29 protein-coding genes and 3 tRNA genes are annotated in these 26,368 nt (G+C 70.3%); 10 read left to right on the top strand and 22 right to left on the bottom strand.

The window, feature by feature from the left end:
• Positions 1–23: 23 nt before the first annotated feature.
• On the top strand, positions 24–659 hold the full coding sequence (locus ACFV9O_RS15125; RefSeq protein ID WP_385417297.1) for an NAD(P)-dependent oxidoreductase: 636 nt from the start codon (positions 24–26) through the stop codon (positions 657–659).
• 89 nt (positions 660–748) lie between these two features.
• Here ACFV9O_RS15125 and ACFV9O_RS15120 read toward each other — a convergent pair whose 3' ends face one another.
• The 6 genes from ACFV9O_RS15120 to ACFV9O_RS15095 form a co-directional block, all read right to left on the bottom strand.
• Positions 749–1,804: a UDP-N-acetylmuramate dehydrogenase gene (locus ACFV9O_RS15120; RefSeq protein WP_385417294.1), complete on the bottom strand. Its 1,056-nt coding sequence runs from the start codon at positions 1,802–1,804 to the stop codon at positions 749–751.
• Between the two features lie 120 nt (positions 1,805–1,924).
• Complete coding sequence (locus tag ACFV9O_RS15115; protein WP_385417291.1) at positions 1,925–2,353, bottom strand: MaoC family dehydratase; 429 nt, start codon at positions 2,351–2,353, stop codon at positions 1,925–1,927.
• 5 nt (positions 2,354–2,358) lie between these two features.
• Entirely contained in the window at positions 2,359–2,811 is a 453-nt protein-coding gene (locus tag ACFV9O_RS15110) for a MaoC family dehydratase N-terminal domain-containing protein (RefSeq protein ID WP_385417290.1), read from the bottom strand.
• Between the two features lie 132 nt (positions 2,812–2,943).
• The gene (rpmG, locus tag ACFV9O_RS15105) at positions 2,944–3,108 is read right to left on the bottom strand and encodes a 50S ribosomal protein L33 (RefSeq protein ID WP_028427720.1); all 165 of its coding nucleotides are present in this window, start codon (positions 3,106–3,108) and stop codon (positions 2,944–2,946) included.
• An 89-nt stretch (positions 3,109–3,197) separates the two neighbouring features.
• A tRNA-Met gene (locus ACFV9O_RS15100) sits at positions 3,198–3,270 on the bottom strand.
• Between the two features lie 47 nt (positions 3,271–3,317).
• Positions 3,318–3,390: transfer RNA gene (locus tag ACFV9O_RS15095), tRNA-Thr, on the bottom strand.
• Between the two features lie 298 nt (positions 3,391–3,688).
• Between ACFV9O_RS15095 and ACFV9O_RS15090 the strand changes: the two genes are divergently transcribed.
• The 3 genes from ACFV9O_RS15090 to ACFV9O_RS15080 all read left to right on the top strand — a co-directional run bounded on the left by ACFV9O_RS15090 (position 3,689) and on the right by ACFV9O_RS15080 (position 6,448).
• Positions 3,689–4,924, top strand: a complete 1,236-nt coding sequence (locus ACFV9O_RS15090) for an amidohydrolase family protein (protein ID WP_385417286.1) — start codon at positions 3,689–3,691, stop codon at positions 4,922–4,924.
• Positions 4,925–5,142: 218 nt separating this feature from the next.
• Positions 5,143–5,799 carry an SDR family oxidoreductase gene (locus tag ACFV9O_RS15085; protein ID WP_385417284.1) on the top strand — a complete coding sequence of 219 codons (657 nt, stop codon included), beginning with the start codon at positions 5,143–5,145 and terminating at the stop codon, positions 5,797–5,799.
• Between the two features lie 127 nt (positions 5,800–5,926).
• The gene (locus ACFV9O_RS15080) at positions 5,927–6,448 is read left to right on the top strand and encodes a GyrI-like domain-containing protein (RefSeq protein WP_385417282.1); all 522 of its coding nucleotides are present in this window, start codon (positions 5,927–5,929) and stop codon (positions 6,446–6,448) included.
• 57 nt (positions 6,449–6,505) lie between these two features.
• On the opposite strand, the gene ACFV9O_RS15075 is transcribed toward ACFV9O_RS15080, so the two are convergent.
• The 4 genes from ACFV9O_RS15075 to ACFV9O_RS15060 form a co-directional block, all read right to left on the bottom strand.
• A complete protein-coding gene (locus ACFV9O_RS15075; RefSeq protein WP_385417280.1) occupies positions 6,506–8,140 on the bottom strand; it encodes an FAD-dependent monooxygenase in 1,635 nt (544 codons plus the stop codon).
• A 169-nt stretch (positions 8,141–8,309) separates the two neighbouring features.
• Entirely contained in the window at positions 8,310–8,696 is a 387-nt protein-coding gene (locus tag ACFV9O_RS15070; protein WP_385417277.1) for a hypothetical protein, read from the bottom strand.
• A 154-nt stretch (positions 8,697–8,850) separates the two neighbouring features.
• Positions 8,851–9,108: a hypothetical protein gene (locus tag ACFV9O_RS15065; protein WP_385417275.1), complete on the bottom strand. Its 258-nt coding sequence runs from the start codon at positions 9,106–9,108 to the stop codon at positions 8,851–8,853.
• A 393-nt stretch (positions 9,109–9,501) separates the two neighbouring features.
• Positions 9,502–9,882, bottom strand: a complete 381-nt coding sequence (locus ACFV9O_RS15060; protein WP_385417272.1) for a winged helix-turn-helix transcriptional regulator — start codon at positions 9,880–9,882, stop codon at positions 9,502–9,504.
• A gap of 109 nt (positions 9,883–9,991) precedes the next feature.
• On the opposite strand from ACFV9O_RS15060, the gene ACFV9O_RS15055 reads away from it, so the two are divergent.
• Both ACFV9O_RS15055 and ACFV9O_RS15050 read left to right on the top strand, forming a co-directional pair.
• The gene (locus ACFV9O_RS15055; RefSeq protein ID WP_385417269.1) at positions 9,992–10,399 is read left to right on the top strand and encodes a RidA family protein; all 408 of its coding nucleotides are present in this window, start codon (positions 9,992–9,994) and stop codon (positions 10,397–10,399) included.
• A 1,469-nt stretch (positions 10,400–11,868) separates the two neighbouring features.
• Complete coding sequence (locus tag ACFV9O_RS15050) at positions 11,869–12,909, top strand: hypothetical protein (RefSeq protein ID WP_385417266.1); 1,041 nt, start codon at positions 11,869–11,871, stop codon at positions 12,907–12,909.
• Between the two features lie 470 nt (positions 12,910–13,379).
• Here the strand turns inward: ACFV9O_RS15050 and ACFV9O_RS15045 are convergent.
• Positions 13,380–13,461: transfer RNA gene (locus ACFV9O_RS15045), tRNA-Tyr, on the bottom strand.
• A 203-nt stretch (positions 13,462–13,664) separates the two neighbouring features.
• Between ACFV9O_RS15045 and ACFV9O_RS15040 the strand changes: the two genes are divergently transcribed.
• The 3 genes from ACFV9O_RS15040 to ACFV9O_RS15030 all read left to right on the top strand — a co-directional run bounded on the left by ACFV9O_RS15040 (position 13,665) and on the right by ACFV9O_RS15030 (position 15,547).
• Positions 13,665–14,153, top strand: a complete 489-nt coding sequence (locus ACFV9O_RS15040) for a YajQ family cyclic di-GMP-binding protein (protein ID WP_385417264.1) — start codon at positions 13,665–13,667, stop codon at positions 14,151–14,153.
• Positions 14,154–14,318: 165 nt separating this feature from the next.
• Positions 14,319–14,831 carry a methylated-DNA--[protein]-cysteine S-methyltransferase gene (locus ACFV9O_RS15035; RefSeq protein WP_385417263.1) on the top strand — a complete coding sequence of 171 codons (513 nt, stop codon included), beginning with the start codon at positions 14,319–14,321 and terminating at the stop codon, positions 14,829–14,831.
• Entirely contained in the window at positions 14,828–15,547 is a 720-nt protein-coding gene (locus ACFV9O_RS15030; RefSeq protein WP_385417261.1) for an alpha-ketoglutarate-dependent dioxygenase AlkB family protein, read from the top strand. Before ACFV9O_RS15035 ends, ACFV9O_RS15030 begins: the two co-directional genes overlap by 4 nt.
• Before the next feature lie 18 nt (positions 15,548–15,565).
• Here the strand turns inward: ACFV9O_RS15030 and ACFV9O_RS15025 are convergent, their stop codons facing one another.
• The gene (locus ACFV9O_RS15025) at positions 15,566–15,835 is read right to left on the bottom strand and encodes a GlsB/YeaQ/YmgE family stress response membrane protein (RefSeq protein ID WP_385417260.1); all 270 of its coding nucleotides are present in this window, start codon (positions 15,833–15,835) and stop codon (positions 15,566–15,568) included.
• Positions 15,836–15,937: 102 nt separating this feature from the next.
• On the opposite strand from ACFV9O_RS15025, the gene ACFV9O_RS15020 reads away from it, so the two are divergent.
• Positions 15,938–17,209 (top strand): APC family permease, encoded by a 1,272-nt coding sequence (locus ACFV9O_RS15020; protein ID WP_385417258.1) that lies wholly within the window; start codon positions 15,938–15,940, stop codon positions 17,207–17,209.
• On the opposite strand, the gene ACFV9O_RS15015 is transcribed toward ACFV9O_RS15020, so the two are convergent.
• The 10 genes from ACFV9O_RS15015 to ACFV9O_RS14970 all read right to left on the bottom strand — a co-directional run bounded on the left by ACFV9O_RS15015 (position 17,169) and on the right by ACFV9O_RS14970 (position 26,330).
• Positions 17,169–17,720: an SMI1/KNR4 family protein gene (locus tag ACFV9O_RS15015; protein ID WP_385417256.1), complete on the bottom strand. Its 552-nt coding sequence runs from the start codon at positions 17,718–17,720 to the stop codon at positions 17,169–17,171. The genes ACFV9O_RS15020 and ACFV9O_RS15015 overlap by 41 nt on opposite strands.
• Before the next feature lie 87 nt (positions 17,721–17,807).
• A complete protein-coding gene (locus ACFV9O_RS15010; protein WP_385417253.1) occupies positions 17,808–18,200 on the bottom strand; it encodes a YccF domain-containing protein in 393 nt (130 codons plus the stop codon).
• A complete protein-coding gene (gene htpX, locus ACFV9O_RS15005) occupies positions 18,197–19,060 on the bottom strand; it encodes a zinc metalloprotease HtpX (protein WP_385417252.1) in 864 nt (287 codons plus the stop codon). The genes ACFV9O_RS15010 and htpX overlap by 4 nt, the downstream gene beginning before the upstream one ends.
• 155 nt (positions 19,061–19,215) lie before the next feature.
• Entirely contained in the window at positions 19,216–19,674 is a 459-nt protein-coding gene (gene mscL, locus ACFV9O_RS15000; RefSeq protein WP_385417249.1) for a large conductance mechanosensitive channel protein MscL, read from the bottom strand.
• A gap of 93 nt (positions 19,675–19,767) precedes the next feature.
• Positions 19,768–21,312, bottom strand: coding sequence for an NADH-quinone oxidoreductase subunit N (locus ACFV9O_RS14995; RefSeq protein ID WP_385417246.1), 1,545 nt, complete (start codon positions 21,310–21,312; stop codon positions 19,768–19,770).
• Entirely contained in the window at positions 21,309–22,886 is a 1,578-nt protein-coding gene (locus ACFV9O_RS14990) for an NADH-quinone oxidoreductase subunit M (RefSeq protein ID WP_385417243.1), read from the bottom strand. Before ACFV9O_RS14990 ends, ACFV9O_RS14995 begins: the two co-directional genes overlap by 4 nt.
• Positions 22,887–22,889: 3 nt before the next feature.
• Positions 22,890–24,881: an NADH-quinone oxidoreductase subunit L gene (locus ACFV9O_RS14985; protein ID WP_385417241.1), complete on the bottom strand. Its 1,992-nt coding sequence runs from the start codon at positions 24,879–24,881 to the stop codon at positions 22,890–22,892.
• Positions 24,878–25,246 carry an NADH-quinone oxidoreductase subunit NuoK gene (gene nuoK / locus ACFV9O_RS14980; RefSeq protein ID WP_385417239.1) on the bottom strand — a complete coding sequence of 123 codons (369 nt, stop codon included), beginning with the start codon at positions 25,244–25,246 and terminating at the stop codon, positions 24,878–24,880. The genes ACFV9O_RS14985 and nuoK overlap by 4 nt, the downstream gene beginning before the upstream one ends.
• Positions 25,246–25,794, bottom strand: coding sequence for an NADH-quinone oxidoreductase subunit J (locus ACFV9O_RS14975; protein ID WP_385417236.1), 549 nt, complete (start codon positions 25,792–25,794; stop codon positions 25,246–25,248). Before ACFV9O_RS14975 ends, nuoK begins: the two co-directional genes overlap by 1 nt.
• Complete coding sequence (locus ACFV9O_RS14970; RefSeq protein WP_385417234.1) at positions 25,791–26,330, bottom strand: 4Fe-4S binding protein; 540 nt, start codon at positions 26,328–26,330, stop codon at positions 25,791–25,793. The genes ACFV9O_RS14975 and ACFV9O_RS14970 overlap by 4 nt, the downstream gene beginning before the upstream one ends.
• Positions 26,331–26,368: the final 38 nt, after the last annotated feature.

Here is a 26,368-nt window from a genome sequence, read left to right as displayed (position 1 = left end):
CCTGGCGGAGAGGGATCATCACCATGAAGCTCACGGTTTTCGGTGCGACCGGCGGTATCGGCCAGGAGATCGTCCGGCAGGCCCTGGCCGCGGGCCACGAGGTCACGGCGGTGGTCCGGGACCCGGCGCGGCTGCCGGTCACCGGCGCGGGGCTGGAGGTCCCCACGGTCCGCTTCGACGACCCGGAGGCGCTGCGGCGGTCGGTCGCGGGCCGGGATGCGGTCCTCTCGGGCCTCGGGCCGCGCAGCACGAAGCAGGTCGGCGTCGCCTCCCGCCTCACCCGCCCGGTCCTGCGGGCCATGGAGGCGGAGGGGACGCGGCGCTTCCTGGCGGTGAGCGCGGCGCCGCTGGGTCCCGTACCGGAGAACGAGACGTTCTTCCTGCGCTACATCGGGACGCCGCTCGTGTCGCGTGTGCTGCGCAAGCACTACGACGACCTGCGGATCATGGAGGCGGACATGCGCGACAGCGCGACGGACTGGACGTCGGTGCGGCCGCCGCGGCTGACCGACGGCCCGCTGACCGGGCGCTACCGCACGGCGATCGGCACGAGCCTGCGCGGCGGGGCGAAGATCTCGCGCGCGGACGTCGCGCACGCGATGCTCGCGATGGTGGACGACGCGGCCACGGTGAAGCAGCCGGTCGCGGTGGCCTACTGAGCTCGCGGTGAGCTTGCTGGGGCTGGGTTCGCCGTGGCCCGTCGAGGCCGTGGTGGCCTCCTGAGCTCGCAGTGGCTGCCGGCCCGCCGCTACAGGCTCACGCCGACCGTCACCGGCTCGTTGACGAGGGTGATCCCGAAGGCGTCGCGGACGCCCGCGACGACCTCGCGGGCGAGCGCGAGGAGGTCCTCGGTGGTGGCCCCGCCCCGGTTGGTCAGGGCGAGGGTGTGCTTGGTGGAGATACGGGCCGGGCCCTCGCCGTACCCCTTGGTGAAGCCCGCCTTGTCGATGAGCCAGGCGGCGGAGGTCTTGGTGTGCCCGTCGCCCGCGGGATACGCGGGCGGCGTGACGCCGTCGCCGAGGCGGTCGCGCACGCGGCCGAGGAAGTCCTCGTACGCGGCGGCCGTCAGGATCGGGTTGGTGAAGAACGACCCGGCCGACCAGGTGTCATGGTCCTCTGGGTCCAGGACCATGCCCTTGCCCGCGCGCAGCTTCAGCACCGCCTCGCGCGCGACGTCCGCCGGGACCCGGTCCCCCGCCTCGACACCGAGCGCACGGGCGGTCTCGGGGTACTTGATCGGCGCGGACATGCCCCCCGCATCCTCCAGCTCGAACCGGACGCGCAGCACGACATAGCGGTCCGGCTCGGCTTTGAAACGGCTGTGCCGGTACGAGAAGCCGCACTCGCCGTTCGGGACGGTCACCGTCTCCCCGCTGCGGCGGTCGTACGCCACGACCTCGGTGAGGGTGCTGGACACCTCCTGGCCGTACGCCCCGACGTTCTGGATCGGCGTCGCGCCGGCCGAGCCGGGGATGCCGGACAGGCACTCCAGGCCGGCGAGGCCCGCCTCCACGGTCCGGGCCACGGCGTCGGTCCACACCTCGCCAGCGGCGAGCTCCAGCTTCGTACCGTCGAGCCGGAACCCGGTGGTGGCGATGCGCAGTGCCGTCCCGTCGAACCCCTTGTCACCGATGACGAGGTTGCTCCCGCCGCCGATCAGCAGCAGCGGCGTACCGGCAGCGTCCGCCTCGCGGACGACCGCGACCACCTCGTCGTCGGTGGTGGCGGTGACGAGGCGCGTGGCCGGTCCGCCCAGGCGGAAGGTGGTCAGCGGGGCGAGGGGAGCGTCATGGAGTTCCTGCACGGGGACAAGAGTACGGTCCGGGCCGCCCCGGCCCAGGACGGGCCGGGGCGGTCCGGACCCGGGTGTGCGCGGGCTCACGCCCGCATCACCCATCACGCGCTCGGCTCGCGGTCGTGCGCGTCAGGCGAGCCGTACGACCGCCCGCGACATCCCGAGCACCTTCTGTCCGGCCGACATCGCCGTCAGGTCGACCCGCACCTGGTTGTCGTCCAGCTTCGCCGCGACCTTGCCGCTGACCTCGATGACCGCGCCCTTGTCGTCGTTCGGCACGACCACCGGCTTCGTGAACCGGACCCCGTACTCGACGACCGCACCCGGGTCGCCCAACCAGTCGGTCACGACCCGCGCCGCCTCGGCCATCGTGAACATGCCGTGCGCGATGACGTCCGGCAGCCCGACCTCCTTGGCGAACTTCTCGTTCCAGTGGATCGGGTTGAAGTCACCGGAGGCACCCGCGTACTGCACGAGCGTCGCCCGGGTCACCGGGAAGCTCTGCGCCGGCAGCTCGGTGCCGACCTCGACGTCCGCGTATGCGATCTTCGCCGCCATCACGATCAGGCCTCCTCGGCGCCGCGCGCCACGAGCTTGGTCCACGCGGTCACGACGTGCTCGCCCGCCTCGTCGTGCACCTCACCGCGGATGTCCAGGATGTCGTTGCCCGCGAGGGACTTGATCGCCTCGATGGTCGAGGTGACCGTGAGCCGGTCCCCGGCCCGCACCGGACGGGTGTACGCGAACTTCTGGTCGCCGTGCACCACACGGCTGTAGTCCAGGCCCAGTTGCGGGTCGGCGACGACCTGCTCCGCGGCCTTGAATGTGATCGCGAACACAAAGGTCGGCGGGGCGATCACATCGGAGTGCCCGAGCTGCTTGGCGGCATCGGGATCGGTGTACGCGGGATTCGCGTCGCCCACCGCCTCCGCGAACTCCCTGATCTTTTCCCGGCCGACCTCGTACGGCGCGGTGGGCGGATAGGTCCGCCCGACGAAGGACTGGTCGAGCGCCATGGACTCGGTACCTCCTGGATTTCTTGCCTTGCCGGTGCTGTGCTTTCCGGGGGATGCCCCCCGGACCCCCAGTCGGAACAAACGACACGAGGCCGCCCCCGCGATGGGGGCGGCCTCGCATACGAGCCTGATTCAGCGCGTCTCGCGGTGCGCCGTGTGCTGGTTGCAGCGCGGGCAGTGCTTCTTCATCTCAAGACGGTCCGGGTTGTTACGCCGGTTCTTCTTGGTGATGTAGTTCCGCTCCTTGCACTCCACGCAGGCCAGCGTGATCTTCGGGCGGACGTCGGTGGCAGCCACGTGAGTGCTCCTATGACGGACGGATGGACAGATGAACGCAAGAAAGAGTAGCCGATCGAAGGACCGACCCCACAATCGGCTACTGTGTGTAGCGGTGACCGGACTTGAACCGGTGACACAGCGATTATGAGCCGCTTGCTCTACCGACTGAGCTACACCGCTTTGATGTGGGATCACCTCACCCGAAGGCGAGGATCTTCCAGCACCAGAGCCCCAATACGGAATCGAACCGTAGACCTTCTCCTTACCATGGAGACGCTCTGCCGACTGAGCTATTGGGGCGAGCGATGAAGACATTACACGGTCGCCCGCCGATCGCCCAAATCCGTTTACGGGGCACGTTCGCCACCTTCGGGGGCGTACGTGCGGCGCGGGTGCAGCGCGGGTGCAGCGTGCATGACGACGCACCGCCACGCCCGTCCCGTACGCCACTCGTGGTCACACCGGTACGACTATTGCGCTCCTCCTCGAAGCGCGGTCCGAGCGCCCCTAGGCTCGACCACGCCGGGTGATCTTGATCGTCCGCAGGCCGGACCCGGTCGAGGTCCAGGCCGCTCGCCCCCGCCCCTTCAGGAGCGCGATGCCCGACAGCCAGGCGCAGCCGCCCGACGGCGCCACCGCCGACACCACCGCCCTGCTCCTGTGCGGCGCCCGCCTCACCGACGGCCGCACGGTCGACGTACGGCTCAGCGGCGGCCGTATCGAGGCCGTCGGCACCGCCGGAAGCCTCACCGCACACTCCGCGCGGGTGGACCTGAACGGCTTCCTGCTGCTGGCCGCCCCCGCCGAGCCGCACGCCCACAGCGACACGGCGCTCACGGCGCCGGCGGCCGAGGGCCCCGTGTCGTACGCCGTCGAGGACGTCCAGCGGCGCGCCACCGAGGCCGCGCTGCTGCAGCTCGGGCACGGCGCGACGACGCTGCGCACGCACGTACGAATCGGGGACGTGCACGGTCTCGGCCATCTGGAGGCGGTGCTGCAGGCAGGTCGTGCGCTGCGCGGGCTGGCCGAGTTGAACGCGGTCGCCGTGCCGCGGCTGCTCACGGGCGTGGCCGGGGCCGACGGGCTCGCGATGCTGCGCGACGCGGTGAAGATGGGCGCGGCCGTGGTGGGCGGCTGCCCGGACCTGGACCCGGACCCGACGGGGTACGTGGAGGCGGTCCTCGAAGTGGCCGCCGAGCACGGCTGCCCCGTCGATCTCCACACCGACGGCGACGATCCGGCGCGCCTCGCCCGGCTCGCCGCCATGGCGGGCGGGCTGCGGCCCGGCGTGTCGATCGGCCCGTGCGCGGGTCTCGCCCGGCTGCCCGCCGAGCTCGCATCCCGCACGGCGGACCAGCTGGCCGCGGCGGGCGTGACGGTGGTCTGCCTGCCCCAGGGCGGCTGCGGCGGCGCGGAGCTGCGCGGAAGCGCGCCGGTGCGGCTGCTGCGGTCGGCCGGGGTGCGGGTCGCCGCGGGCAGCGGGGCGATGCGCGACGTGGCGAACCCGGTGGGCCGCGGGGACCCGCTGGAGGCCGCTTTCCTGCTGGCCTCGCAGGGCGGGCTGCGCGTCCCGGACGCGTACGAGGCCGTCAGCGCGGCGGCGCGGGCGGCGATGGGCCTCCCCGAGGTGCGGGTGGAGGCGGGCTTCCCGGCCGAACTGCTTGCCGTGCGCGGGGAGGAGCTGGCGGGCGTGCTGTCGCTCGCGTACAGCAGGATCGTCGTGCACCGGGGGCGGGTGGTGGCGCGGACGAGCGCCGTACGGGAGTACTGCGACTCGGCGGCGGCCTTCGCGCTCGAACTGCCGCGCCAAGGACGGCCGGATGCGGGGCCGTGACGGTGGCCTGCGCCCGGGCCGTGACGTTGGCCGGGGCCCGGACGGGCGTCGACGCGACCGGGGCCGGACCTGGGCGCGACCGGGACCATGAGTGGCCCGCGGGGCTGGACCCGGAGGCCACCAGGTCGCACACGGCCGAACAGCGGCCGTGACCGGATCCGGGGCCTGAGCGTGGGTGTCGCGAGCGAGGCGCACGGGACCGGCGTACGGTCGTGAGCATGCGCATTGTCATCGCTGGAGGACATGGTCAGATCGCGCTGCGCCTCGAGCGGCTGCTCTCCGCCGCGGGGCACGAGGTCGCCGGCATCGTCCGCAATCCTGAACAGGACAGCGACCTCCGGGCCGCCGGCGCCGAGCCGGTCCTGCTGGACCTCGAGTCGGCCTCGGTGGAGCAGGTGGCCGCGGTCCTGCAGGGCGCGGACGCCGCGGTCTTCGCGGCGGGTGCGGGCCCGGGCAGCGGCGCCGCCCGCAAGGACACGGTGGACCGCGGCGCGGCGGTGCTCTTCGCGGACGCGGCCGAACGCACGGGCACCCGCCGGTACATCGTCATCTCGTCGATGGGCGCGGACCCGGACCACAAGGGTGACGACGTCTTCGACGTGTATCTGCGGGCGAAAGGCGCGGCGGACGCGTACGTACGGACCAAGAGCGGGCTGGACTGGACGATCCTGCGTCCGGGGATGCTGACGAACGACGCCGGGACGGGCCTGGTCCGTCTGGAGGCCAGGACGGGGCGGGGTCCTGTGCCCCGCGACGATGTCGCTGCGGTCGTCGCGGAGCTCATCGAGACGCCGGCAACGGCCGGACTGACACTGGAGCTGATCAGTGGATCGGTGCCGGTGGCGGTCGCGGTGAAGGCCATCGCGGGGAACTGACCACGCCATTGACCGATGCCCGACGACCGACGACCGACGACGATGGCCGATGACCGACGGCTGACGACCGATGGCCGGATGACCGGATGACCGATGAATTCCGGTCACGGACACGGTCCTTGCCGTCATGAACGTAACGAGGCACCAGATGCAGCAGCCCGAACCCACCGTCGTGGAGCGCCCCGAGCAGACCTACGTCGGCGCCAGGAGATCCGTCCGCATGGACGCCTTCAGCGTCATCGCCGACCGCCTCCCCGAAATCATCGGCTGGCTCGCCTCCCATGACACCCCCATCGCCGGAGCCCCGTTCTTCCGCTTCTACGCCATCGACATGGAGGGCGAGTCGGAGGTCGAGGCGGGCGTCCCGGTCGCCGATCCGCCCGAACCCGAGGGCGACATCATCGTGGGCGTCCTCCCCGCGGGCCGCTACGCGACCCTCCGCCATGTCGGCCACCCCGACGGCCTGTTCGACACCATCACCCGGCTGCGTGAGTGGGGGACGGCCGCGGGCCTGAAGTGGGACGTGATCACCGATGCCGGCGGCGTGGAGCGCTGGGGCTGCCGCATCGAGTCCTATCTGACGGACCCCCGGATCGAGCCGGACATGAACAAGTGGGAGATGGAACTGGCCTTCCGCCTCGCCGACTGAGCCCTGAGCCCTGGGCGCTGGGCCCAGGGGGCATGCGGCGGTCAGGTACGGCGGCGGTCAGGCGCGGAAGACGCCCGCGAGGTGAGCGGTCAGCTCGGGGGCGGCCGCAGGGGTGAGCCGGGCGCCCAGGTAACCGTCGGGACGCACCAGGAGCGCCGTGGGGCCATCGGCCTGGTAGACGCGCCGGAACTCTCCTCGGCTGTCCCGGCAGACCGGCAGCTGCACCCCGTCAGCGCCCACGTCGGGGGCGATGACGACACAGGTGTCCATCTGTCCGTGGGTCAGGTCCCATGCCGTTGCTGCCAGTTCGTCGAATCCTGCCACCGGTTCCTCCGTGTCCGCGTAGAGCAGCAGCAGGTGGCCGCGGTCGCGGAACAGGTCGTACAGGCGCAGGGGGAAGGTGGCGATCGTGCCGGTGAGGCCGCCGCAGTCGGGCGCCCGGTCGCCGGCGCCGGGGCCTTCCTGCCCCGGTGTGCCCGGTCCCACGATGGGGCTGTTCCGGTAGGCGACCAGGAGTTGGGCTTCCCGCATCATGATCGTCTCGGGTTCGTCCGGGTCGGCCTGGATGCCTTCGGCCGCGTGCCGGACGGTGCGGCCCACGACTTCCTCGCCGACGGGCCGGCGTTCGGCGTCGTAGCTGGCGAGCAGCCGGGGATGCGCGGTGCCGGCCACGGCGAGAGCGAGCTTCCAGGCCAGGTTGCAGGCGTCCTGGATGCCGGTGTTCATGCCCTGGGCGCCCGTCGGCGGGTGGATGTGCGCGGCATCGCCGGCGACGAAGACCCGGCCGTCCGCGTAGCGGTCGACCATGCGGTGGCTGATGCGGAAGACCGAGGACCAGCGCATGGCCGAGGCGGTGGTCGGCTGCGGTGAGAGCCGGTCGAGGACCGCCTGGATGTGTTCGAGCCGGGGTTCGCGGCCGCCTTCCAGTCCGTGCGCGACCTCGTCCCGGCCGTCCTGTGGCACCTGCCCCTTGGTGGAGAGCTCGGGCGGAACCAGCATGGACATCCGGTAGCGGCAGTGTCCGGGCAGCGGGATGCAGACCAGGAGGTCGTCGGTGGTTCCGTCGTCGCCCTGGTGCATGGCACGTACGCCGTACCCCTGCGGCAGACTCCAGTCGACCTCCACGTCCGCGAGCATGTACTCGTCGGGGAACGCGCCGCCTTCGAAGGTGAGCCCGAGCGTCTTGCGGACGATGCTGTGCGCTCCGTCGCAGCCGATGAGGAAGCGGGACCGGAGTTCCTGCCCCTCACCGGAGGAGGTGGTGAGCCGGCTCAGAACCCCGTCGTTGTCCTGCGTGAACGACACCAGTTCGGTGCCGCGCTCGATCCGGGTGCCGAATCGGGCCAGGTGCTCCTCGATGATGCGCTCGGTCTCGTACTGGGGCAGGGCGGCGAAGCCGTAGGGGACGTCGGGCGGCAGCCGGAGATCGATGCGTGCCTGTTCGGCGCCGTTGACGTACAACAGCTGCCCGCGCATCGGCACGGCCGCCTCCAGGGCGGCGCGCACCAGGCCCATCCGGTCCCAGATCTCCAGGGTTCTGGGCTGGACTCCCACGGCCTTCGCGTACGGCAGCCGCGCCGGGAGCTTGTCGATGATGCGGCAGCCGACGCCGTATCGCCGGAGCTCCGCGGCCGCGGTGAGCCCGACCGGGCCGGCGCCCACGATCAGTACGTCGGTGTGCACCACTGGCATCTCCCGCCGAGAGACCCCCTGTGCGGACCGGCCCCGAGCCCCTGCGTCCGGTGTGCGGCGTCGGGCGTGCGCGCGAGGCGTGCCGTGTGCCGCGCCTCGTTCCTCCATGGTCGCCCGGCGGGGCATCTCCGGCGACCTGGGCACCGGGACGGTCACCGTTCCCACCCGTTCACGGGAACTCCAGCCGACGCCTCCACCACGGGTCGCAGGGCGAGGCGAACGGATCGTTGAGCGTGCGGGCGAGGAAGCGCTCGTCGAGAGGTTCGAGCAGAGCGCGGAGTTCATGTGCCGAACGGCGTGGGAGGCCGCAGCACAGCTCCTCGAGCAACGCTCGGGGATCGACGCCCGACAAGGGATCGCAGCAGTCGCAGCCGGACGCTTCCGGAGCCGCGTACATGACCCACGGCCCGGGCTTGTACGCCATCGCCCGCCACCGCACCAACGCCCGGTACGCGTCACCGGGGTGGTACCGGCGCCGCTCGATCCGGTTGATCTCTGCCAGGGCCCTGGAGGAGAGCCCGGGTATCAGCCGGCGCGCGTCCTCCTCGGTCGGCATCGCTCGATGATGTCAGGGCGCTCTGCACTCGCCAGGGCTGCCCAGGGGCACAGGGAGTACGCCCGTTCGATGTCCCTCACGTATTGCCCCAGCAGAGGGACAGGCTTCCGAGCGGTACGACTACAACCTCACACACGAAACTGCACAGTCGTGGTCAGGGGTCTTCGGGATCCAGCTCGAAGGTGAAATAGATGCTCAGGCAGTAGGGCTCGTCCTCGTCGTGGAAGTAGTCCCACGACACGTCTGACAGGCGGATTCTTTGTTCCCGCACCCACTCATGGGCTTTCTTGAAGGTTTCCGCGGCAGTTGTGGCGAGGAACAGCTTCCTGGCCATGGGATGCACCCCAGTCTCAGCGTCCGAGTCGTCGAAACCCTCCGGAACGTCCAGACAGAAGTTGGGATCGAGCGCCATGGAGTTCGCCCTTTCCAGTCCGGTTACCAGTACGAATGGACAGAGGTTGCCCTCTGAGCACGACGCCTGGTAGGACCGCCGCACACCCGGAAGGGTTGCTTCTGCCGACCATGCGGCGAGGTGACGCAGCCGATGAAACGGCCCCGCGATGATCCAAACGACACGGCCTGGCTAGCCGCAAGCGCCCGCCGGACGGACTGGTTCGTGCCGCACCGCGAACCTTCAGGGCCAGCCCGCACAGGCATCCGCGCAGATCAACTGTCAGCCGGCCACCGACGGAGCGCACTCGCGGAACACCGCCCCTCCATCAATGGCGGACACCGCCCCGGCCCCCGCGTTGGGGGCGGCGAGTGCGTTCCTTCGCGGCTGCACGGCAAGCGAGTCCTCAACCCGTCAGGCGTCGAAGCGGTGGCGGGAGGCCTCGATGTGACCGAGGTACTGGTGGGTCCAGTCGCACAGTCCGTCGATCGTCACCCGCAGGGCCTGGCCCGGCTGGGTGAGGGTGTACTCGACCCGCGGCGGCACGACGGGGTGCACCGTCCGCTCGATCAGACCGTAGCGCTCCAGCATGCGCAGGTTCTGGGTGAGCATCTTGTGGCTGACGCCCTCGATCTCGTTCCGCAACTCGCTGAAGCGCAGGGTGCGTTCACCGAGGGACTCGATGATCAGGAGCGCCCACTTGTTGGCGACGTCCGAGAAGATCTCCCGCGCCAGAGAGTCCGCACGCCTCAGGTCCGCATCCTCGGGCGAGCCGCTGTACTGCTTGGTCACCATCAGGTTCCCCAGTCACCGAAAAGTGCGTTCTTCCATGTCAGCGGCTACTCTCCTACGGTTTCCAAGTAACTGCAAGAGAGCGGCTCTCACAGTAATGGAGGCAGACAGCATGGCCATCACCCTGGTGAACCCCAACGGATTGCCGGAAATCGACGCCTACCGGCAGGTGTCGATCGCGACCGGGTCGAAGCTGGTCTTCATCGCCGGGCAGGTCGCCTGGGACGTCGACGGTGTCACGGTCGGCGAAGGCGACCTCGCCGCTCAGGTCGCGCAGTGCTACCTCAACATCGGCACCGCCCTGGCCGAGGTCGGCGGTTCCTTCGACGACGTGGCGAAACTGACCGTCTACGTCGTCGACTGGACCCCCGACAAGATGCCCCTGCTCATGGAGGGGCTCGGTCGGGCGGCCGCGAAGCTGGGGGTCACCGCGACACCCCCTGCCTCGCTGCTGGGCGTCGCGGCACTGGACGTACCCGACCACCTGGTCGAGGTCGAAGCCACCGCCGTCATCGACTGAACAGGCGCTCTTCGCCCCGGGGCTGTCCGGCCGGCCGCCGGTGACGACGCCCGTGTGGGGGGTGCGCCTGGCCGGGCCGGCCCTCCGCCGGCTCGACCGCGGTGGAGGCCCGGCGGCTCAGGGCCAACCTGCTCCCCCAGGCCCAGTGGGCAATCCTCTGACCTGCGGCGGAGGTCGGCGAGCGCGCGTCGCGCAGATTCGCCGTCCACGCCTCGTCCACAGTCGCCCTGGACATCATCTAGAGGAGTGGCCTCCGGCGACATGATCCTCAGGGGGTCGGCTTCGCCGACAGGCTGCGACACCAGGAATGGATGTTGCAGCCGTGTGTAACCCGCCTGGCGGGAACGACGCCAGAGAGGGCCGACTTCCACCGACCCGTCGGCCCTCTCTCATGTCTCCGGGGCAGGCGGGAGCAGGGCCGCTGTCGTCCGTCAAGTCACGTGATTCAGGGGCATGACGGGAGTCGGCCGCCGGGCTCACTGGATTTGGGGTCACGCGAATCAAGTGGCCCTTCCACATCGGCCGGAGCCGGCCCATCCCCAACTCGCCAGAGGAGAACTCCCATGACTCACCCCTTTCGGACGCAGCGATTCGCCATGTTCGCCGCAGCGACCGCCGTAGCTGCGGGGGGCGCGGTGTTGCCTACGAGCGCCTACGCAGCCGCCCCGGAGACATCGCACACGGTCGTAGCCGCCGACGAAGGTTCCGACAACCGGTCCACCCTCCCAGGCTGGTGGAGTAGCGATGGCCTCATCAACGTCAACCCAGAGGGCGAGGAACGCCCCACCAAGGACCGTCCCGGAAAGTGGGGCTACGGTAAGTGGGGCAAGGACCGTCCCGGCAAGGGCGGCGGACTTGAGATCACAGAGGTGGACCCCTCTAGGGGCCCGGTGTGGCAGTGTGCCGCTGCTCCCTGCGTTCAGCCCGGCAGCATGGACTGAGGTGCCGCCGTGCCGGGCAACCTTCCGATGTTCACCACCGACGCCCCCCTGTTTTCAGGGGACGCCATGAGCCGGTATCCCAGAGCGAATGCGGCCCTGCCCCGGCCCTGCCCCTGTCATGGGCGGGGCCGCAGCCGTGTGTGGCAACGGCCGTCCGTACCCCTCGAGTCGAGACTCGCACGCTCAAGCCAGGTACACCGACGCGAAAGCCGAAGCCCATGGTGCCTCCCCATTCTCCGCAGGGAGTCTGCCACCGCCGAGATCCGGCACCGGGGATTGAAGCAAGTGAGAAAGGTCGGCTTCGCGAAGGGCGGCGACGAAGCCGCAAACGCGAAGATCTCGGCTCGCCAGCGAGAACGCGGCAACCTCCCGCTGTAGTCGCCCACGCACGGGCGTCGGGTGGCACGTCAGCCCCGTCGCCCGTGCGCTACCACGTGTCCTGTCCCATGTAAGCCCGGGCATCCGTTTCTTGGGATCGTCCCGGTGCGCCTGCTGACGGCCAGAGGGGCGGCCGTAGACTCGCGCGCCATGGAAGAGATCTTCAGGCTCGGAGAGATCAGCTGCCCTTCGGGAACCCTGGTCGTCGTTGACGGCGGCCATCTGGGGTTGTGGAGCGGAGAGCGGTCGCCAGCGGAGATCGACCCCACTCTGCTTGGCGTCGATGACCCGGCGATGGCTGCCGAAGTGATCAACTCGGTCGACTTTGCCGTGGTCGGCCCAGACGCCTCGGCAGCGGCCCGCAGCTTCGACCGGCAGCCAGGTGCCATGCTCCACGACATCCCGGCCTCCCGGACAGCGGAGCTTGCGACGATGTTCGAAGAACACTGCCTGGCCGCCGGACTGGACGCTCGCTTGGAGGCGTTGCCGAGCCGCGAACCACATGCCCAACGCGCGCGCCGCACTGCCGCTGAAGGTGGCGGCGGATTCCTGATGTTCGGGGTGCCCATCGTCGCAGTGGGAGGGGTGCCCCGCGATCGTCATCTGCCGGTACTGGCTTCACGGGTCGACTTTGGCGACGGCATCGGGCCGCGCTGGTCCGAGATATCGGTTCGGATGAGCGAAGCCCGAGCGGAGTCATCCGTGCCGCTGGGTGACATCGGCGTCGACTGGGCCCGGGTGCTCTTCGGCGATGTCGCTGCCCTGAATGCCTGGCAGCACGACGAGCCTGTGGACGGCTTGGCCGACGTCGCATTCTGGGGTGCTGCCGCGGAGGAAGCCGCCGCAACGTTCGCAGCACCGGAACTGGGCGAACCCGGCGAAGACCGTGTCCGCGGGTGGACTGGGCTGGCCGTGGCGGAGGCGATGGAGAAGGCGCGCGCTGTGCAGAGCTGGAAGGAGGAGACCGGGGGCCGCATGATGGTGGACTTCCGGCCCCATTCCCATCACTGGCAGGTCATGCGACAGGTTCGCGCCTCTGAAGTCGAGGCCGGAACCGTGGATATCGGCGACGCCCGACTGCTCTGCGCGATGACGAGCTGGGGCGACGGCTACTTCCCCGTGTCGGCCGACCTGGATGCATCGGGTGCGGTGGTCGCGGTGCGGGTGAGGTTCTCCGACGCGATCGAGTAGCCGTTGTGCCCGGATTCGTCGCTGACGCTGCGGGCGAGAGCTTCGTCGGCGAGCGTCCGAAGATCGGGGGGAAGGTCGGCATGGGTGTTTCAGGGCCGCAGGGTGCGTCGACAGGTTCGCCGCCTGGACATTGCGCCGCGATCAGTGCGTGTCGTTCTGAAAGGGACCGGTGTCCCAGGTGCCCATGATGATCTCCTAGCGCAGCTATGCCGGGAGCCTCGCATCAGCCACTGACAATACGGTCACGGTGCGAGCAGGCTCCGGCACTCCTAGGTGCGCCCGCTCGGGTGTCCCACGCATGCCCCACAGCCGCAGGTCGGGACGCCGGATTCCCGTCCACGCCCCGTCCACAGAGGCTGGTAGAGAGCGTGAGCAGGTGGGACGGAGCGAGACAGTCGACTCCTGGTGCGGCACACACGACAACGGCCCCTTATCCGCGTTTCCGCAGATCAGGGGCCGTTTTCATCGCGTGGCGGCGCCAGGATTCGAACCTGGGTAGGCTAAGCCGACGGATTTACAGTCCGCTCCCATTGGCCACTCGGGCACACCGCCATGGGATTGCCGCCAAGGTGCCCGCTTTTCGGCGGTGCTCCGTGGCAACGACGTAAACGATACCTGATGCTCGGGGGTGCTACGCCACCGGATTGATCAGCGCCTGGGCGGGGTCCGGGTGACTAGGCTTGCCACAGCGGTCCGGGAGTCCGGCCGTCTGTCCATGCACCCGATTCGCCACCGACTTCAAGGAGCCACAGCACATGGCCGACTCCAGTTTCGACATCGTCTCGAAGGTCGAGCGGCAGGAGGTCGACAACGCCCTCAACCAGGCCGCCAAGGAGATCTCGCAGCGCTACGACTTCAAGAACGTAGGCGCCTCGATCTCGTGGTCCGGCGAGAAGATCCTGATGCAGGCGAACTCCGAAGAGCGCGTCAACGCCATCCTCGACGTCTTCCAGACCAAGCTGATCAAGCGCGGCATCTCGCTGAAGGCGCTGGACGCGGGCGAGCCGCAGCTCTCCGGCAAGGAGTACAAGATCTTCGCCTCCATCGAGGAGGGCATCTCCCAGGAGAACGCCAAGAAGGTCGCGAAGATCATCCGCGACGAGGGCCCGAAGGGCGTCAAGGCACAGGTGCAGGGTGACGAGCTGCGGGTCAGCTCGAAGAGCCGCGACGACCTGCAGTCCGTGATCGCACTGCTGAAGGGCAGGGACTTCGACTTCGCGCTGCAGTTCGTGAACTACCGCTGAATCGGTCAGTAGGCGGTTCCCGGCACTCGGGGGCGGACGTGGCCAGGGCCGCGCCGCCCCCGCCGCATGCGTTGTCCGAATACCGCCAGCCCGAGCGAGGCCGCGGGAGCAGACTCGTGATCGAAGACAGGCTGAGCGGTACGAGGAGAGGAAGAGGGCAGAGCCATGACGGTGTACGCGACGGTCGACAGTCCGCTGGGTGAGCTGCTGCTGGTCGGCGAGGAGTCCGTCACCGCCCCGGGCGGTACGGCGCTCGCGTCGCTGTCCGTGCCGGGACAGAAGGGCGCGACTGTCGTCCAGGAGGGCTGGCGCCACGACCCGGAGGCGTTCGAGGAGATCGCCGGACAGCTGCGGGCGTACTTCGCCGGGGAGCTGACACGCTTCTCGGTCGAGTACGCCGAGCGGAGCGGCGGGAGCACCGAGTTCCAGCGGCGCGTCTGGCGGGCGCTGGAGGACATCCCGTACGGGGAGACGGTGACGTACGGACAGATCGCCGAGCGGATCGGTTCCGCCGGCGCCGGCATTCGGGCCGTCGGGACCGCGATCGGGCGGAACCCGCTGCTGGTCGTGCGGCCGTGCCATCGGGTGATCGGCGCCGACGGCGCGCTGCGCGGTTACGCGGGCGGGCTGGAGCGCAAGGAGCGGCTGCTCGGTCTGGAAGGCGCGCTGGTGTCGTGACTGCCGGGCTGTTCCCGAAGGAGCGGGCGGGCGTCGCGCCCGGAGCGGTCCATGTCCCCGGGTGGCTGACCGTCGGGCGGCAGCGGGAACTCGTCGACGCCTGCCGGGACTGGGCCCGCGGGCCGGTGCCCATCCGGCGCACCAGGCTGCCGCGCGGTGGAGTGATGTCCGTCCAGACGGTGTGCGTGGGCTGGCACTGGCAGCCCTACCGCTACACGCGGACGGCCGACGACGTGAACGGCGCGCACGTCACCGAATTCCCGGACTGGCTCGTGCGGTTGGGGCGCGAGGCGCTCGACGCGGCGTACGGGGACGACGAGGCAGCCGACGGCGTGGTGGGTGGGGTCGCGGCCGGCGGGGCCGCGCCGGCCGGAGTCATGGAGAGCGAGCCGTACACACCGGACACCGCGCTCATCAACTTCTATGACGGCGACGCGAAGATGGGCATGCACCAGGACAAGGACGAGCGGTCCGGTGCCCCGGTGGTGTCGCTGAGCATCGGCGACACATGCGTCTTCCGCTTCGGGAACACCGAGACCAGGGGGCGTCCCTACACGGATGTGGAGCTGGCGTCCGGGGACCTCTTCGTCTTCGGTGGGGCGTCCCGCTTCGCGTACCACGGTGTGCCGAAGGTGTACCCGGGCACCGCCGATCCCGCGCTGGGCCTGAAGGGCCGGCTGAACATCACCCTGCGCGAGACCGGCCTCCAGGACTGACCGGGCCGATGCGGCGGCCTAACGCGAGCGCGAGTGGCCGAACAGGAGCCGGTACGCGATCAGCAGCACGAGCGCGCCGCCGATGGCGGACACCCATGTGGCACCGTCGTAGAAGTCCCTGGTGATCGGCCGGTCCAGCCAGCGGGACGATATCCAGCCGCCGATGAAGGCTCCGGCGATACCGATCAGTGTCGTGCCGATCAGACCACCCGGGTCGCGGCCGGGGAGAAGGATCTTGGCTATCACCCCGGCGAGCAGCCCGAGGACGATCCAGCTGATGATGCCCATGGCCGTGACCTGCCTTTCTTCGTGCGCATTCTTCGTTCGGTGTTGTTCTCACAGACGACCGGGGTGCGGGGCGTGGTTGCGCTGGTCAGTAGGGTGCGGCCCATGACTCAGGAACTGCGGCGGTCGCTCGGCGTCTTCGACGCCGTCCTCATCGGGCTGGGCTCGATGGTCGGGGCGGGTGTCTTCGTCGCGCTCGCGCCCGCGGCCGGGGCCGCCGGCTCCGGGCCGCTGCTGCTCATGGGCCTGGGGCTGGCCGCGGTGGTGGCGTACTGCAACGCGATGGCGTCGGCACGGCTCGCGGCCCGCTACCCCGCGTCGGGCGGTACCTATGTGTACGGGCGGGAGAGGCTCGGCCCGTTCTGGGGCTATCTGGCGGGCTGGGGCTTCGTCGTCGGCAAGACCGCGTCGTGCGCGGCGATGGCACTGACCGTCGGCGCATACGTCTGGCCGGGTCAGGCCCATGCGATCGCGGTCGCCGCGGTGGTGGCGCTGACCGCGGTGAACTACGGGGGCGTTCAGAAGTCGGCATGGCTGACCCGGGCGATCGTGGCGGTCGTGCTCGCGGTCCTGGCGGCGGTGGTCGTCTCCTGTCTCGTGTCGTCGTCAGCGGATTGGGGGCGGCTGGAAGCGGGCGCTTCCGGCAGCGGGGCGGGCGGCGTACTGCAGGCGGCCGGACTGCTGTTCTTCGCGTTCGCCGGGTACGCGCGGATCGCCACGCTCGGCGAGGAGGTCCGGGACCCGGCCCGGACGATCCCGCGGGCGATTCCGCTGGCGCTCGGGATCGCGCTGGTCGTGTACGTCGGTGTCGCGGTGGCGGTCCTTTGCGCGCTGGGGGCGGGCGAGCTGGGCCGGGCGACGGCTCCGCTGGCGGATGCCGTCCGGGCGTCCGGGGCGGAGTGGCTGGCCCCGGTGGTGCGGGTCGGCGCGGCGGTGGCCGCGCTCGGCTCGCTGCTGGCGCTGATCCTCGGCGTTTCCCGGACGACGCTGGCGATGGCCCGGGACGGCCACCTGCCGCGCACGCTCGCCGCCGTCCACCCCCGCTTCCAGGTGCCGCATCACGCGGAGCTGGCGGTGGGCGCGGTGGTGGCCGTGGTCGCGGCGACGGCCGACGTGCGGGGCGCGATCGGCTTCTCGTCGTTCGGCGTGCTCGTCTACTACGCCATTGCCAACGCCTCGGCCTGGACGCTGGGTTCCAGGTGGCGAGTTCTCGCCGGATGCGGTCTCGCGGGATGCCTGGCGCTGGCGTTCGCCCTGCCGCTGTCCTCGGTGGTGTCGGGCGCTGCGGTACTGGCGGCGGGCGCGCTGACGTACGCGATCCGACGCCGGCGGGGGGTCAGCTCCGGGCGCGGTCCCGGAAGTGCGGCCATGGGGTGATGCCGAGGTCGTCGAAGTCGGCGTCCAGGTCCTCCTCGAGTCGGTCGTACCAGGCCGTGCCGTCCGTCCAGGCGGTGATCCATGCCCCGAGGCTGGGGGCGTCGACGTACCAGGCGAGGTCGGGTATGCCGGGGTTGGGCTCGAAGAGGAGCACGGTCGCGTCGTCGCTGCGGCAGTCGACACAGGCGTTCATGGCGCAGCCCCAGTCGAGGATCGGCAGGACCCCTTCGGGCCAGGGCCAGTCGGTCGCGTCGGGGTCGGTGGCGCGCCGCGCCGTGTAGCGCGCGACTGCGGTGCGCAGCGGGAACAGACCGTATTCCGGCCCGTATCCACCGTCGGCCATGCGGGTGTAGAGGGCGGCGAGCAGCGGGGGCAGGGCGAAGCCGAGCTCGGCTTCCGCACGGGCGAGGGCGTCGGCCGTCACGGGAGCCGGGAGGGAAGTCCCGTGACGCGGGGGCGTCTTGCGTGCCTTGTCGGCCACGCGTGCCAGCAACTGCTCGGTGTCGGTCATGTGTTCATGGTGAACCACGGCACTGACAATCAGTGGCCCCGCTCCCCAGCGCATGGCGCAGGGCACCGAGGGGTGAGGCCGTACAGGTCACCGCGCTGCGAAGGGCTGGTCCGTCGGGACGATCTCCTTGCCGAGCGGCAGCAGCGAGACCGGGATCAGCTTGAAGTTCGCGATCCCCAGCGGGATGCCGATGATCGTGATGCAGAGCGCGATGCCCGTGAAGATGTGGCCGAGCGCCAGCCACCAGCCCGCGAGGACCAGCCACAGCACATTGCCGACGCAGGACGGCGCGCCCGCGTCCCGCCGGTCGACCACCGTGTAGCCGAAGGGCCAGAGCGCGTAGATGCCGATACGGAACGCGGCAAGTCCGAAGGGGATGCCGATGATCGTGATGCACAGGAGCACACCGGCCAGCAGATAGCCGAGGAACATCCAGAAGCCGCACAGGATGAGCCATATGACGTTCAGGATGGTCTTCATGATCGGCGACCTGCCATCTGCTCGAGTCGGGCGATGCGCTCCGCCATCGGCGGGTGCGTGGAGAACAGCTTCGAGAAGCCCTGGCCGGGGCGGAACGGGTTCGCGATCATCATGTGGCTCGCGGTCTCGATCTTCGGCTCGGGCGGGAGGGGCAGTTGCTTCGTGCCCGCGTCCAGCTTGCGCAGGGCGCTGGCGAGGGCGAGCGGGTCGCCGGTGAGCTGGGCGCCGGAAGCGTCCGCCTCGTACTCGCGGGAGCGGCTGATGGCGAGCTGGATCACGGAGGCCGCGATGGGGCCCAGGATCATGATCAGGAGCATGCCCAGCAGGCCGGGGCCGTCGTCGTCGTCGGAGCGGCCGATCGGGATCAGCCAGGCGAAGTTGACCAGGAACATGATGACGGAGGCGAGGGCGCCGGCGACGGACGAGATGAGGATGTCCCGGTTGTAGACATGGCTCAGCTCATGGCCGATGACGCCGCGCAGCTCCCGCTCGTCGAGTATCCGGAGGATGCCTTCGGTGCAGCAGACCGCCGCGTTCCGCGGATTGCGGCCCGTGGCGAAGGCGTTGGGCGCCTGGGTCGGCGAGATGTACAGCCGCGGCATCGGCTGACGGGCCTGGGTGGAGAGCTCCCTCACCATCCGGTACAGGGCAGGCGCCTCGAACTCGCTGACGGGGCGGGCGCGCATGGCCCGCAGCGCCAGCTTGTCGCTGTTCCAGTACGCGTACGCGTTCGTCCCGAGCGCCACGACGACAGCGACGATGAGGCCCGTACGGCCGAAGAGACTGCCGATGACGATGATGAGGGCGGACAGTCCGCCGAGGAGAACGGCGGTCCTCAGCCCGTTGTGCCGGCGGTGCACGGTACGCCCTCCAAGTGGTGCGGCAGGGGAACCCTCTGCTGGTACTGGTCCGCTCTCCAGTGGACCCTCCCGTACTGGTCAACGCCAGGCGAGAGCCGCGGGTTCCCCTGTCCGTCCAGGTGGGGGGTTGCGCCGTTCGGGTGATACGAGGCGGGTCAGCGCTGGGCGGGCAGCAGCCCGGCCTTCTCCAGGGCCTCGGCGATCGGCTCGACCTCGCTGGTGCAGTGCGCGCAGCGGCTGGCGATCGCGGGGATCTCGGTGTAGCAGCGGGGGCAGTCGCGGACGGCCGCCTTGATGCTGATCGGCTCGTCCTTGGTGAAGCGGCTCTGCACCTTCATCATCGGGACGACGACGAGGAAGTAGAGCACCGCGGCCGTGATCAGAAAGGCGATCGCCGCGCTGACGAAGAGTCCGTACGGGAACTTGACGTCGTCGACGCTGAACGTGGCCTTGCTGAAGTCGCCGGTACCGCGGGTGGCGAGGCCGATCAGCGGGGTGATGAATGCGTTGCTGAACCCGGTGACGACCGCGGTGAACGCGGAACCGATCGCCAGACCGATCGCCATCGAGACCACGTTTCCGCGAAGAATGAAGTCCTTGAACCCGCTCAGCACCGCTCGCTCTCCTCAGTGTCTTGCCGATGTCGGATGCGCTGAACACCGTGCCCTGTAGGGGCACGGCATGTCGAACCCCCAGGTCGGAACGGATCAGAAGAGGTTGACCGCCGCGAAGCGCAGCACCGGCTGGGGCCAGCCGGACAGCAGGATGCCCGCCACGGCCGTGATCGCGATCGTCGCGGTGACCAGGGCAGGCGCCCTGTGCCGCTCCGGAGCGCCTTCCACCGCCGCCTCGGGCGCCCCCTCGGGTGCCCGGAAGAGGACGGCCGTCCACTGCAGGTAGTAGTAGAGCGCGATCACGACGTTGACGCCCATGACGACCGCGAGCCATCCCAGACCTGCGTCGACGGCCGCGGAGAAGACGGTGACCTTCGCGAACAGCCCGATGATGCCCGGCGGCAGACCGGCCAGGCAGAGCAGGAAGAAGCCCATCACCAGGGCGGTCACCGGACGGGTGGCGTACAGGCCGCGGTAGTCGGCAATCCGGTTCAGCGGCTTCGTACGGGCGACGAGCGCGACGACGGCGAAGGCCCCGAGGTTGACGATGGCGTACATCAGCGCGTACGCGACCGTGGAACCGATCTGGTCGTCACTGGAGTACGCGGCGGCCGCGATCGGCACCAGGATGTAACCGGCCTGCGCGACCGACGACCAGGCGAGGAGGCGGACCGCACTCCAGGCACGCGTGGCCGACTGGCGTACAGCCGCCACATTGCCCACGGTCATCGTGAGAGCTGCGAGGACGGCCATGGCCGGGCCCCACACGTCGGCGTACGCGGGGAAGGCGATGACGGTGACCAGGATGAGCCCGGAGAAGCCGACCGCCTTGCCGACGACGGAGAGGTACGCGGCCACGGGCAGCGGCGCGCCCACATAGGTGTCCGGCACCCAGAAGTGGAACGGGACGGCGGCCGTCTTGAAGGCGAAGCCGACGAGGGTGAGGGCGACGCCCGCCTGGGCGAGGGTCTCCAGCTGCCCCGGGACGTCGTCCAGGCGCGTGGCGACCTGGGTGAGGTGCAGAGTGCCCGTCGTCGCGTACACGAAGCTGACGCCGAGCAGCATCACGGCGGTGGCGGTCACCGAGGAGAGGAAGAACTTCAGCGCCGACTCGCTGGACATCCGGTCGCCGCGCCGCATGCCCACCAGGGCGAACGCGGGCAGCGAGGCCACTTCCAGGGCGACGACGAGCGTGGCCAGGTCCCGCGACGCGGGCAGCAGCGCGGCCCCCGCGGCCGAGGACAGCAGCAGGAACCAGTACTCGCCCGCAGGCAGGCGGTCCTTGGTCTCCGTGACGGAGAGCAGCGCCGTGAGCAGTGCGCCGCCGAGCACCAGGAACTGGATGACCAGGGCGAAGTGGTCGGCCGTGTAGCTGCACGCGTCCGGGGCGGTGGTGAGGCAGAAGGTGGAGCGGTCGCCCTTGCGCAGCGGGACGAGGGAGAGCACCGACAGGGCGAGACCGGCGATGGCCGCATAGCCGAGGAGCGGCTTCCTCCGCTCTGGTACGAACAGGTCGGCGACCAGGATGAGCATGCCGACCAGCGCGGCGATGGTGGGCGGGGCGATGGCGAGCCAGTCGACGGACTGGACGACGGGTGCGGACAGGCTCTGGGTGGCGGCGGTGGCCAGGGGGGTCATGCCTTTCCTCCTGCGAGGAGCTTCTGCACGGCCGGGTCGGTGAGGCCGAGGAGGACCGCGGGCCACAGTCCGGCGAGGACGGTGAGGGCGACGAGCGGCGTCCAGGCGGCGAACTCGTACCCCTGGACATCGGCGATCTTCACTTCGCCGGCCGGCCTCTCGCCGCCCATGCACACGCGCCGGACGACGACGAGGAGGTACGCGGCCGTCAGCAGCGTGCCGAGGCCACCGATCGCCATGAACGTGAGGAAGGCGGGGCGGCTGAGCCCGTCGGCGGGGTCGAAGGCGCCGAACAGGGCGAGCATCTCCCCCCAGAACCCGGCGAGGCCGGGCAGGCCGAGCGAGGCGACCGCGGAGAACGCGAGCAGTCCGCCGAAGCGTGGGGCGCGGCCGTACAGCGCGGCTCCGGTCTGCTGGGCCAGGGCGTCGATGTCCGTGGTCCCGGTGCGGTCCTTGAGCGCTCCGACGAGGAAGAAGAGCAGGCCGGTGATGAGGCCGTGCGCGATGTTGGCGAACAGTGCGCCGTTGACGCCGGTCGGGGTCATGGTCGCGATGCCGAGGAGCACGAAACCCATGTGGCCGACGGAGGAGTACGCGATCAGACGCTTGAGGTCGCCCTTCGAGCCCGGCCTGGCGAGGGCGAGGCAGGCGAGCGATCCGTAGATGATCCCGGCGACGGCGAAGGCCGCGAGATACGGGGCGAAGACCTGCATGCCGTCGGGCGCGATCGGCAGGATGATCCGGACGAATCCGTACGTACCCATCTTCAGCAGGACGCCGGCGAGGAGCACCGAGCCGACGGTCGGGGCGGCGGTGTGGGCGTCCGGGAGCCAGCTGTGCAGCGGCCACATCGGGGTCTTCACGGCGAGGCCGATCCCGATCGCGAGAACGGCGATGACCTGCACGGACGTGCTCAGTCCCCGGCCGTTGTCAGTGGCGAGTGCCACCATGTCGAAGGTGCCGGCCTTGACTCCGACGAGGAGCAGGCCGAGCAGCATGACGACCGAACCGAGCAACGTGTAGAGGATGAACTTCCAGGCCGCGGCCCGGCGCCCCTCGCCGCCCCAGCGGGCGATGAGGAAGTACATCGGGACGAGGACCATCTCGAAGGCCAGGAAGAAGAGCAGCAGGTCGAGGACGGCGAAGGTGGCGAGCATGCCGGACTCGAGGACGAGCAGCAGGGCGACGAAGGCCTTCGGGGACGGGCCCGCGGGCATCTTGTAGTAGCTGTACAGCGCGCAGAGGAAGGTCAGCAGCGCGGTCAGGACCAGAAGGGGGAGGGAAATGCCGTCGGTTCCGAGGTGGATCCGCACGTCCAGCGCCGGGATCCAGCTGATGTCCGTCGTGGCCTGCATCTTCGACGGCTGGTCGTGGTCGAAGCCGAGCGCGAGGACGATCGCGGCGGCGAGGACCGCGCCGGTGACGGTCACTCCGTGGCGGAGCACGGCCTGGTCCGGGGACTTCCCCTTCAGCCCGGGCGGGGCCGGCAGGAGAGCCGCGGCGGCACCGATGAGCGGGCCGACGACGATGAACGCGAGAAGGAACTGCATCACGGATTCGCTGATATCGATCACGGCTCACACTCCGGCGGCGACGAGTACGGCGGCGATCGCCAGGACGACGGAGCCGGCCAGCAGGGCGCTGAGGTAGGTCTGCACATTGCCGGTCTGGGCGCGGCGGACGAGCCAGCCCAGCCAGTTGGTGCCGGTCCCGGCTCCGCGTACGTACGTGTCGACGACCTCGCGGTCGAGGAAGCGGACCAGCTCGGCGCCGGCCTGGACGGGGCGGACGAACAGGGTGCGGTAGACGGCGTCGAGGTGGAAGCCGGCGGCCGCGGGGCGGTGCAACGGGCCGAGCAGCAGCCGGCCGGGGTCGGCTGGGTCGGCCAGGGGGTGCGGCATGTGCAGGGCCTCCGCCTCGACCAGGCCGGGCTCGGCCTCGGGGTGGGCGACGAGCTGGGGCTGCTCCACGGCGGGCGCTCCGGCACGGGCACGGGCGGCGAGGGCTGTGGTGTGCCGCCAGGCGCCGTAGGTGACCAGTCCGCCGACGAGGGCGACGCCGGTGCCGAGGACGGCGGTGGTGAGCGACGGGCTGAGGGCCCGTCCGTCGAACCAGTCGTCGAGGTACGCAGCGGTCAGACCGAAGCCGAGCGACGGGACGGCGAGCACCCAGAGCACGGCGTTCATGGCGAGGGGCTGCCTGCCGTGGTCCGGGGCCTCGGCGCCGTGACCGCGGAAGGCGAGCAGCCACAGGCGGGTCGCATAGGCGGCGGTGAGGAGGGCCGTGAGCAGTCCTGCGACCAGGACGGTCCAGCCGGCCCCGGCCGGGGCGAACGCGGACTCACCGAGCGCGGTGTGCTCGGCGGCCACGAGCACGGCCTCCTTGGAGAAGAAGCCGGCGAAGGGAGGGATGGCGGCGAGCGCGAGGAGGCCGATGGTCATCGTCCAGTACGCGTCGGGGATCCGCCTGGCCAGGCCGCTCATGCGGGACATGGCGGACAGCGAGTTGGTGCCTGCGGCGTGGATGATCACGCCGGCGGCCAGGAAGAGCACTGCCTTGAACGCGCCGTGCGCGAGGAGGTGGAAGACGGCGGCGCCACGGTCACCGACGGCCAGGGCGCCCGACATGTAGCCGAGCTGGCCGATCGTCGAGTAGGCGAGGACCCGCTTGATGTCGTCCTGGGCGAGGGCGGCGAGCGCCGAGCCGACCATCGTGACGGCGGCCATCACGGCGAGCACGAGCAGAGCCGCCGCGGAAGCGGCGAAGACGGGAAGGAGCCGGGCGACGAAGTACACACCGGCGGCGACCATCGTCGCGGCGTGGATCAGCGCGGAGACCGGAGTGGGGCCCGCCATGGCGTCGGGGAGCCAGGTGTGCAGCGGGAACTGCGCGGACTTGCCCGCGACGCCCGCGAGCAGCAGCAGCGCCACGAGCGTGGGGTGGTCGATGGCGCCCGCCGCGACCGCGTCGAGGATGCCGGTGATGCGGAACGTTCCGGCGTCCACGGCGAGTGCGAAGAGGCCGAAGAGGAAGGGGACGTCGCCGAGCTTGGTGACCAGGAAGGCCTTCAGGGAGGCCGCGCGCGCCTCGGGCGTCTCCCAGTAGTGGCCGACCAGGAAGTACGAGCAGATGCCCATGATCTCCCAGCCGACCAGCAGCACCATCAGGTCGCCGGAGTAGACGACGAGCAGCATCGCGGAGGTGAAGAGGGAAACGAGAGCCGCGTACGACGGGTAGCGCGGGTCGTCGCGCAGATACGCCGTCGAGTAGATCTGCACGCAGGACGCGACGACCCCGACGAGGACGGCGACCAGCACCGCGAAGCCGTCGAGGTACAGGGCCAGGTCGATGGGGATCGAGCCGGTGGGGGTGAGCTGGGTGGACGCGGAGATGGGCTTGCCGCCGCCCTGTCGTACGGCGACGAGGGCCGCGAGCACGGCGGCGGCCAGCGTCGGCAGGACGGCCAGGGGACGTACGAAACCGGGTGCGGTCCGGCCGAGGAGCAGGCCGGCGGCTGCGCCGAGGAACGGAAGGAGGGGGACGAGTACGGCGAGGGTCGTCGTGGTCACGCGGTGGCCTCAGCCTTCTCTGCCGGGGCGGGTTCGCCCGCCTCCTCGGCGCCCCTGGCGCCCTCGGCGGTGTCGCGGAGCTTGTCGATGTCCGAGGTGCCGCGGTTGCGGTAGACCATCAGGACGATCGCCAGGCCGATGCCGATCTCGGCGGCGGCGATGGCGATGGTGAAGAGGGTCAGGGCCTGTCCGGTGTGCAGGGTGTCGCGGAGCCAGACGTCGAAGGCGACCAGGTTGAGGTTGACCGCGTTGAGCATCAGCTCGACGGACATGAGGACCAGGATCACGTTGCGGCGCGCGAGCACTCCGTACAGCCCGGTGGAGAAGAGCAGGACGGCGAGCACGGCGGGGTAGGCGAGGTGCATCAGCGCTGCTCCTTACCGCTCTTACGGGACAGGACGATCGCGCCGACGAGGGCGGCCAGGAGGAGGACGGACAGCGCCTCGAACGGCAGCACCCAGTGCCGGAACAGCATCTCGCCGGACACCCTGGTCGAGCCCTGTGCGGGGCCGTCCAGGTCGATCCAGGTCGTGCGGAAGGCGTCGACGACCACCCACACCAGGGCGGCCGCGGCAGCGACGGCCACGGCGAGGGCGGCCGGACGGTTGCCCGAGTCGGCGTCCGGGGAGCGGCCGATGGGGGCCTTGGTGAGCATCAGCCCGAAGAGAAGGAGGACCACGACGGAACCGACGTAGATCAGCACCTGTACCCAGGCGATGAACTCGGCGGTCAGGAGGAGGTACTCGACGGCGAGACCGCCCAGCGCCACGACCAGCCACAGGGCGGCGTGCACCAGCTGCCTGGTGGTGACCGTGACGGCGGCGGCCGCGAGGGTGGCGATGCCGACGAGGACGAACGCGATCTCGACACCGGTCGGGGAGAGGAAGCCACTCGCTTCGGCTGCGAGGCTCACGACGTCCCCTCCTGGGTCTCCTCGTCAGCGGCAGTCTGCTCGGCGGCAGCAGCCTGCTCGGCCGCGAGCTTCTCGGCGGCCAGCTTCTCGGCGGCCTTGCGGGCGGCCGCGAGTTCCTTGGGCTCTTCCGCGGCGGGGTCGAGCGCGGGCGGCTCCGGGACGGTCCACATCCACTCGCGGAGCTTGTCGCGCTCATGGGTGAGTTCGAGGATGTCCGTCTCCGCGTACTCGAACTCCGGCGACCAGAACAGCGCGTCGAAAGGACACACCTCGATGCAGATACCGCAGTACATGCAGAGCGAGAAGTCGATCGCGAAGCGGTCGAGGACGTTGCGGCTGCGCTCACGGCCACCGGGGGTGGTGGCGGGGACCGTCTCCTTGTGGGAGTCGATGTAGATGCACCAGTCGGGGCACTCACGGGCGCAGAGCATGCAGACCGTGCAGTTCTCCTCGAACAGGCCGATGACGCCGCGCGTGCGGGGCGGGAGTTCGGGCTGGGCGTCCGGGTACTGCGCGGTGTGGGACTTCCGCGTCATGGTGCGAAGCGTGACGGCAAGGCCCTTGGCCAGGCCGG

This window comes from Streptomyces sp. NPDC059909 (assembly GCF_042730885.1).
Lineage (GTDB): Bacteria > Actinomycetota > Actinomycetes > Streptomycetales > Streptomycetaceae > Streptomyces.
Note: the sequence above shows the minus strand (reverse complement) of the source record. Positions and strands in the feature narration are given on the sequence as shown.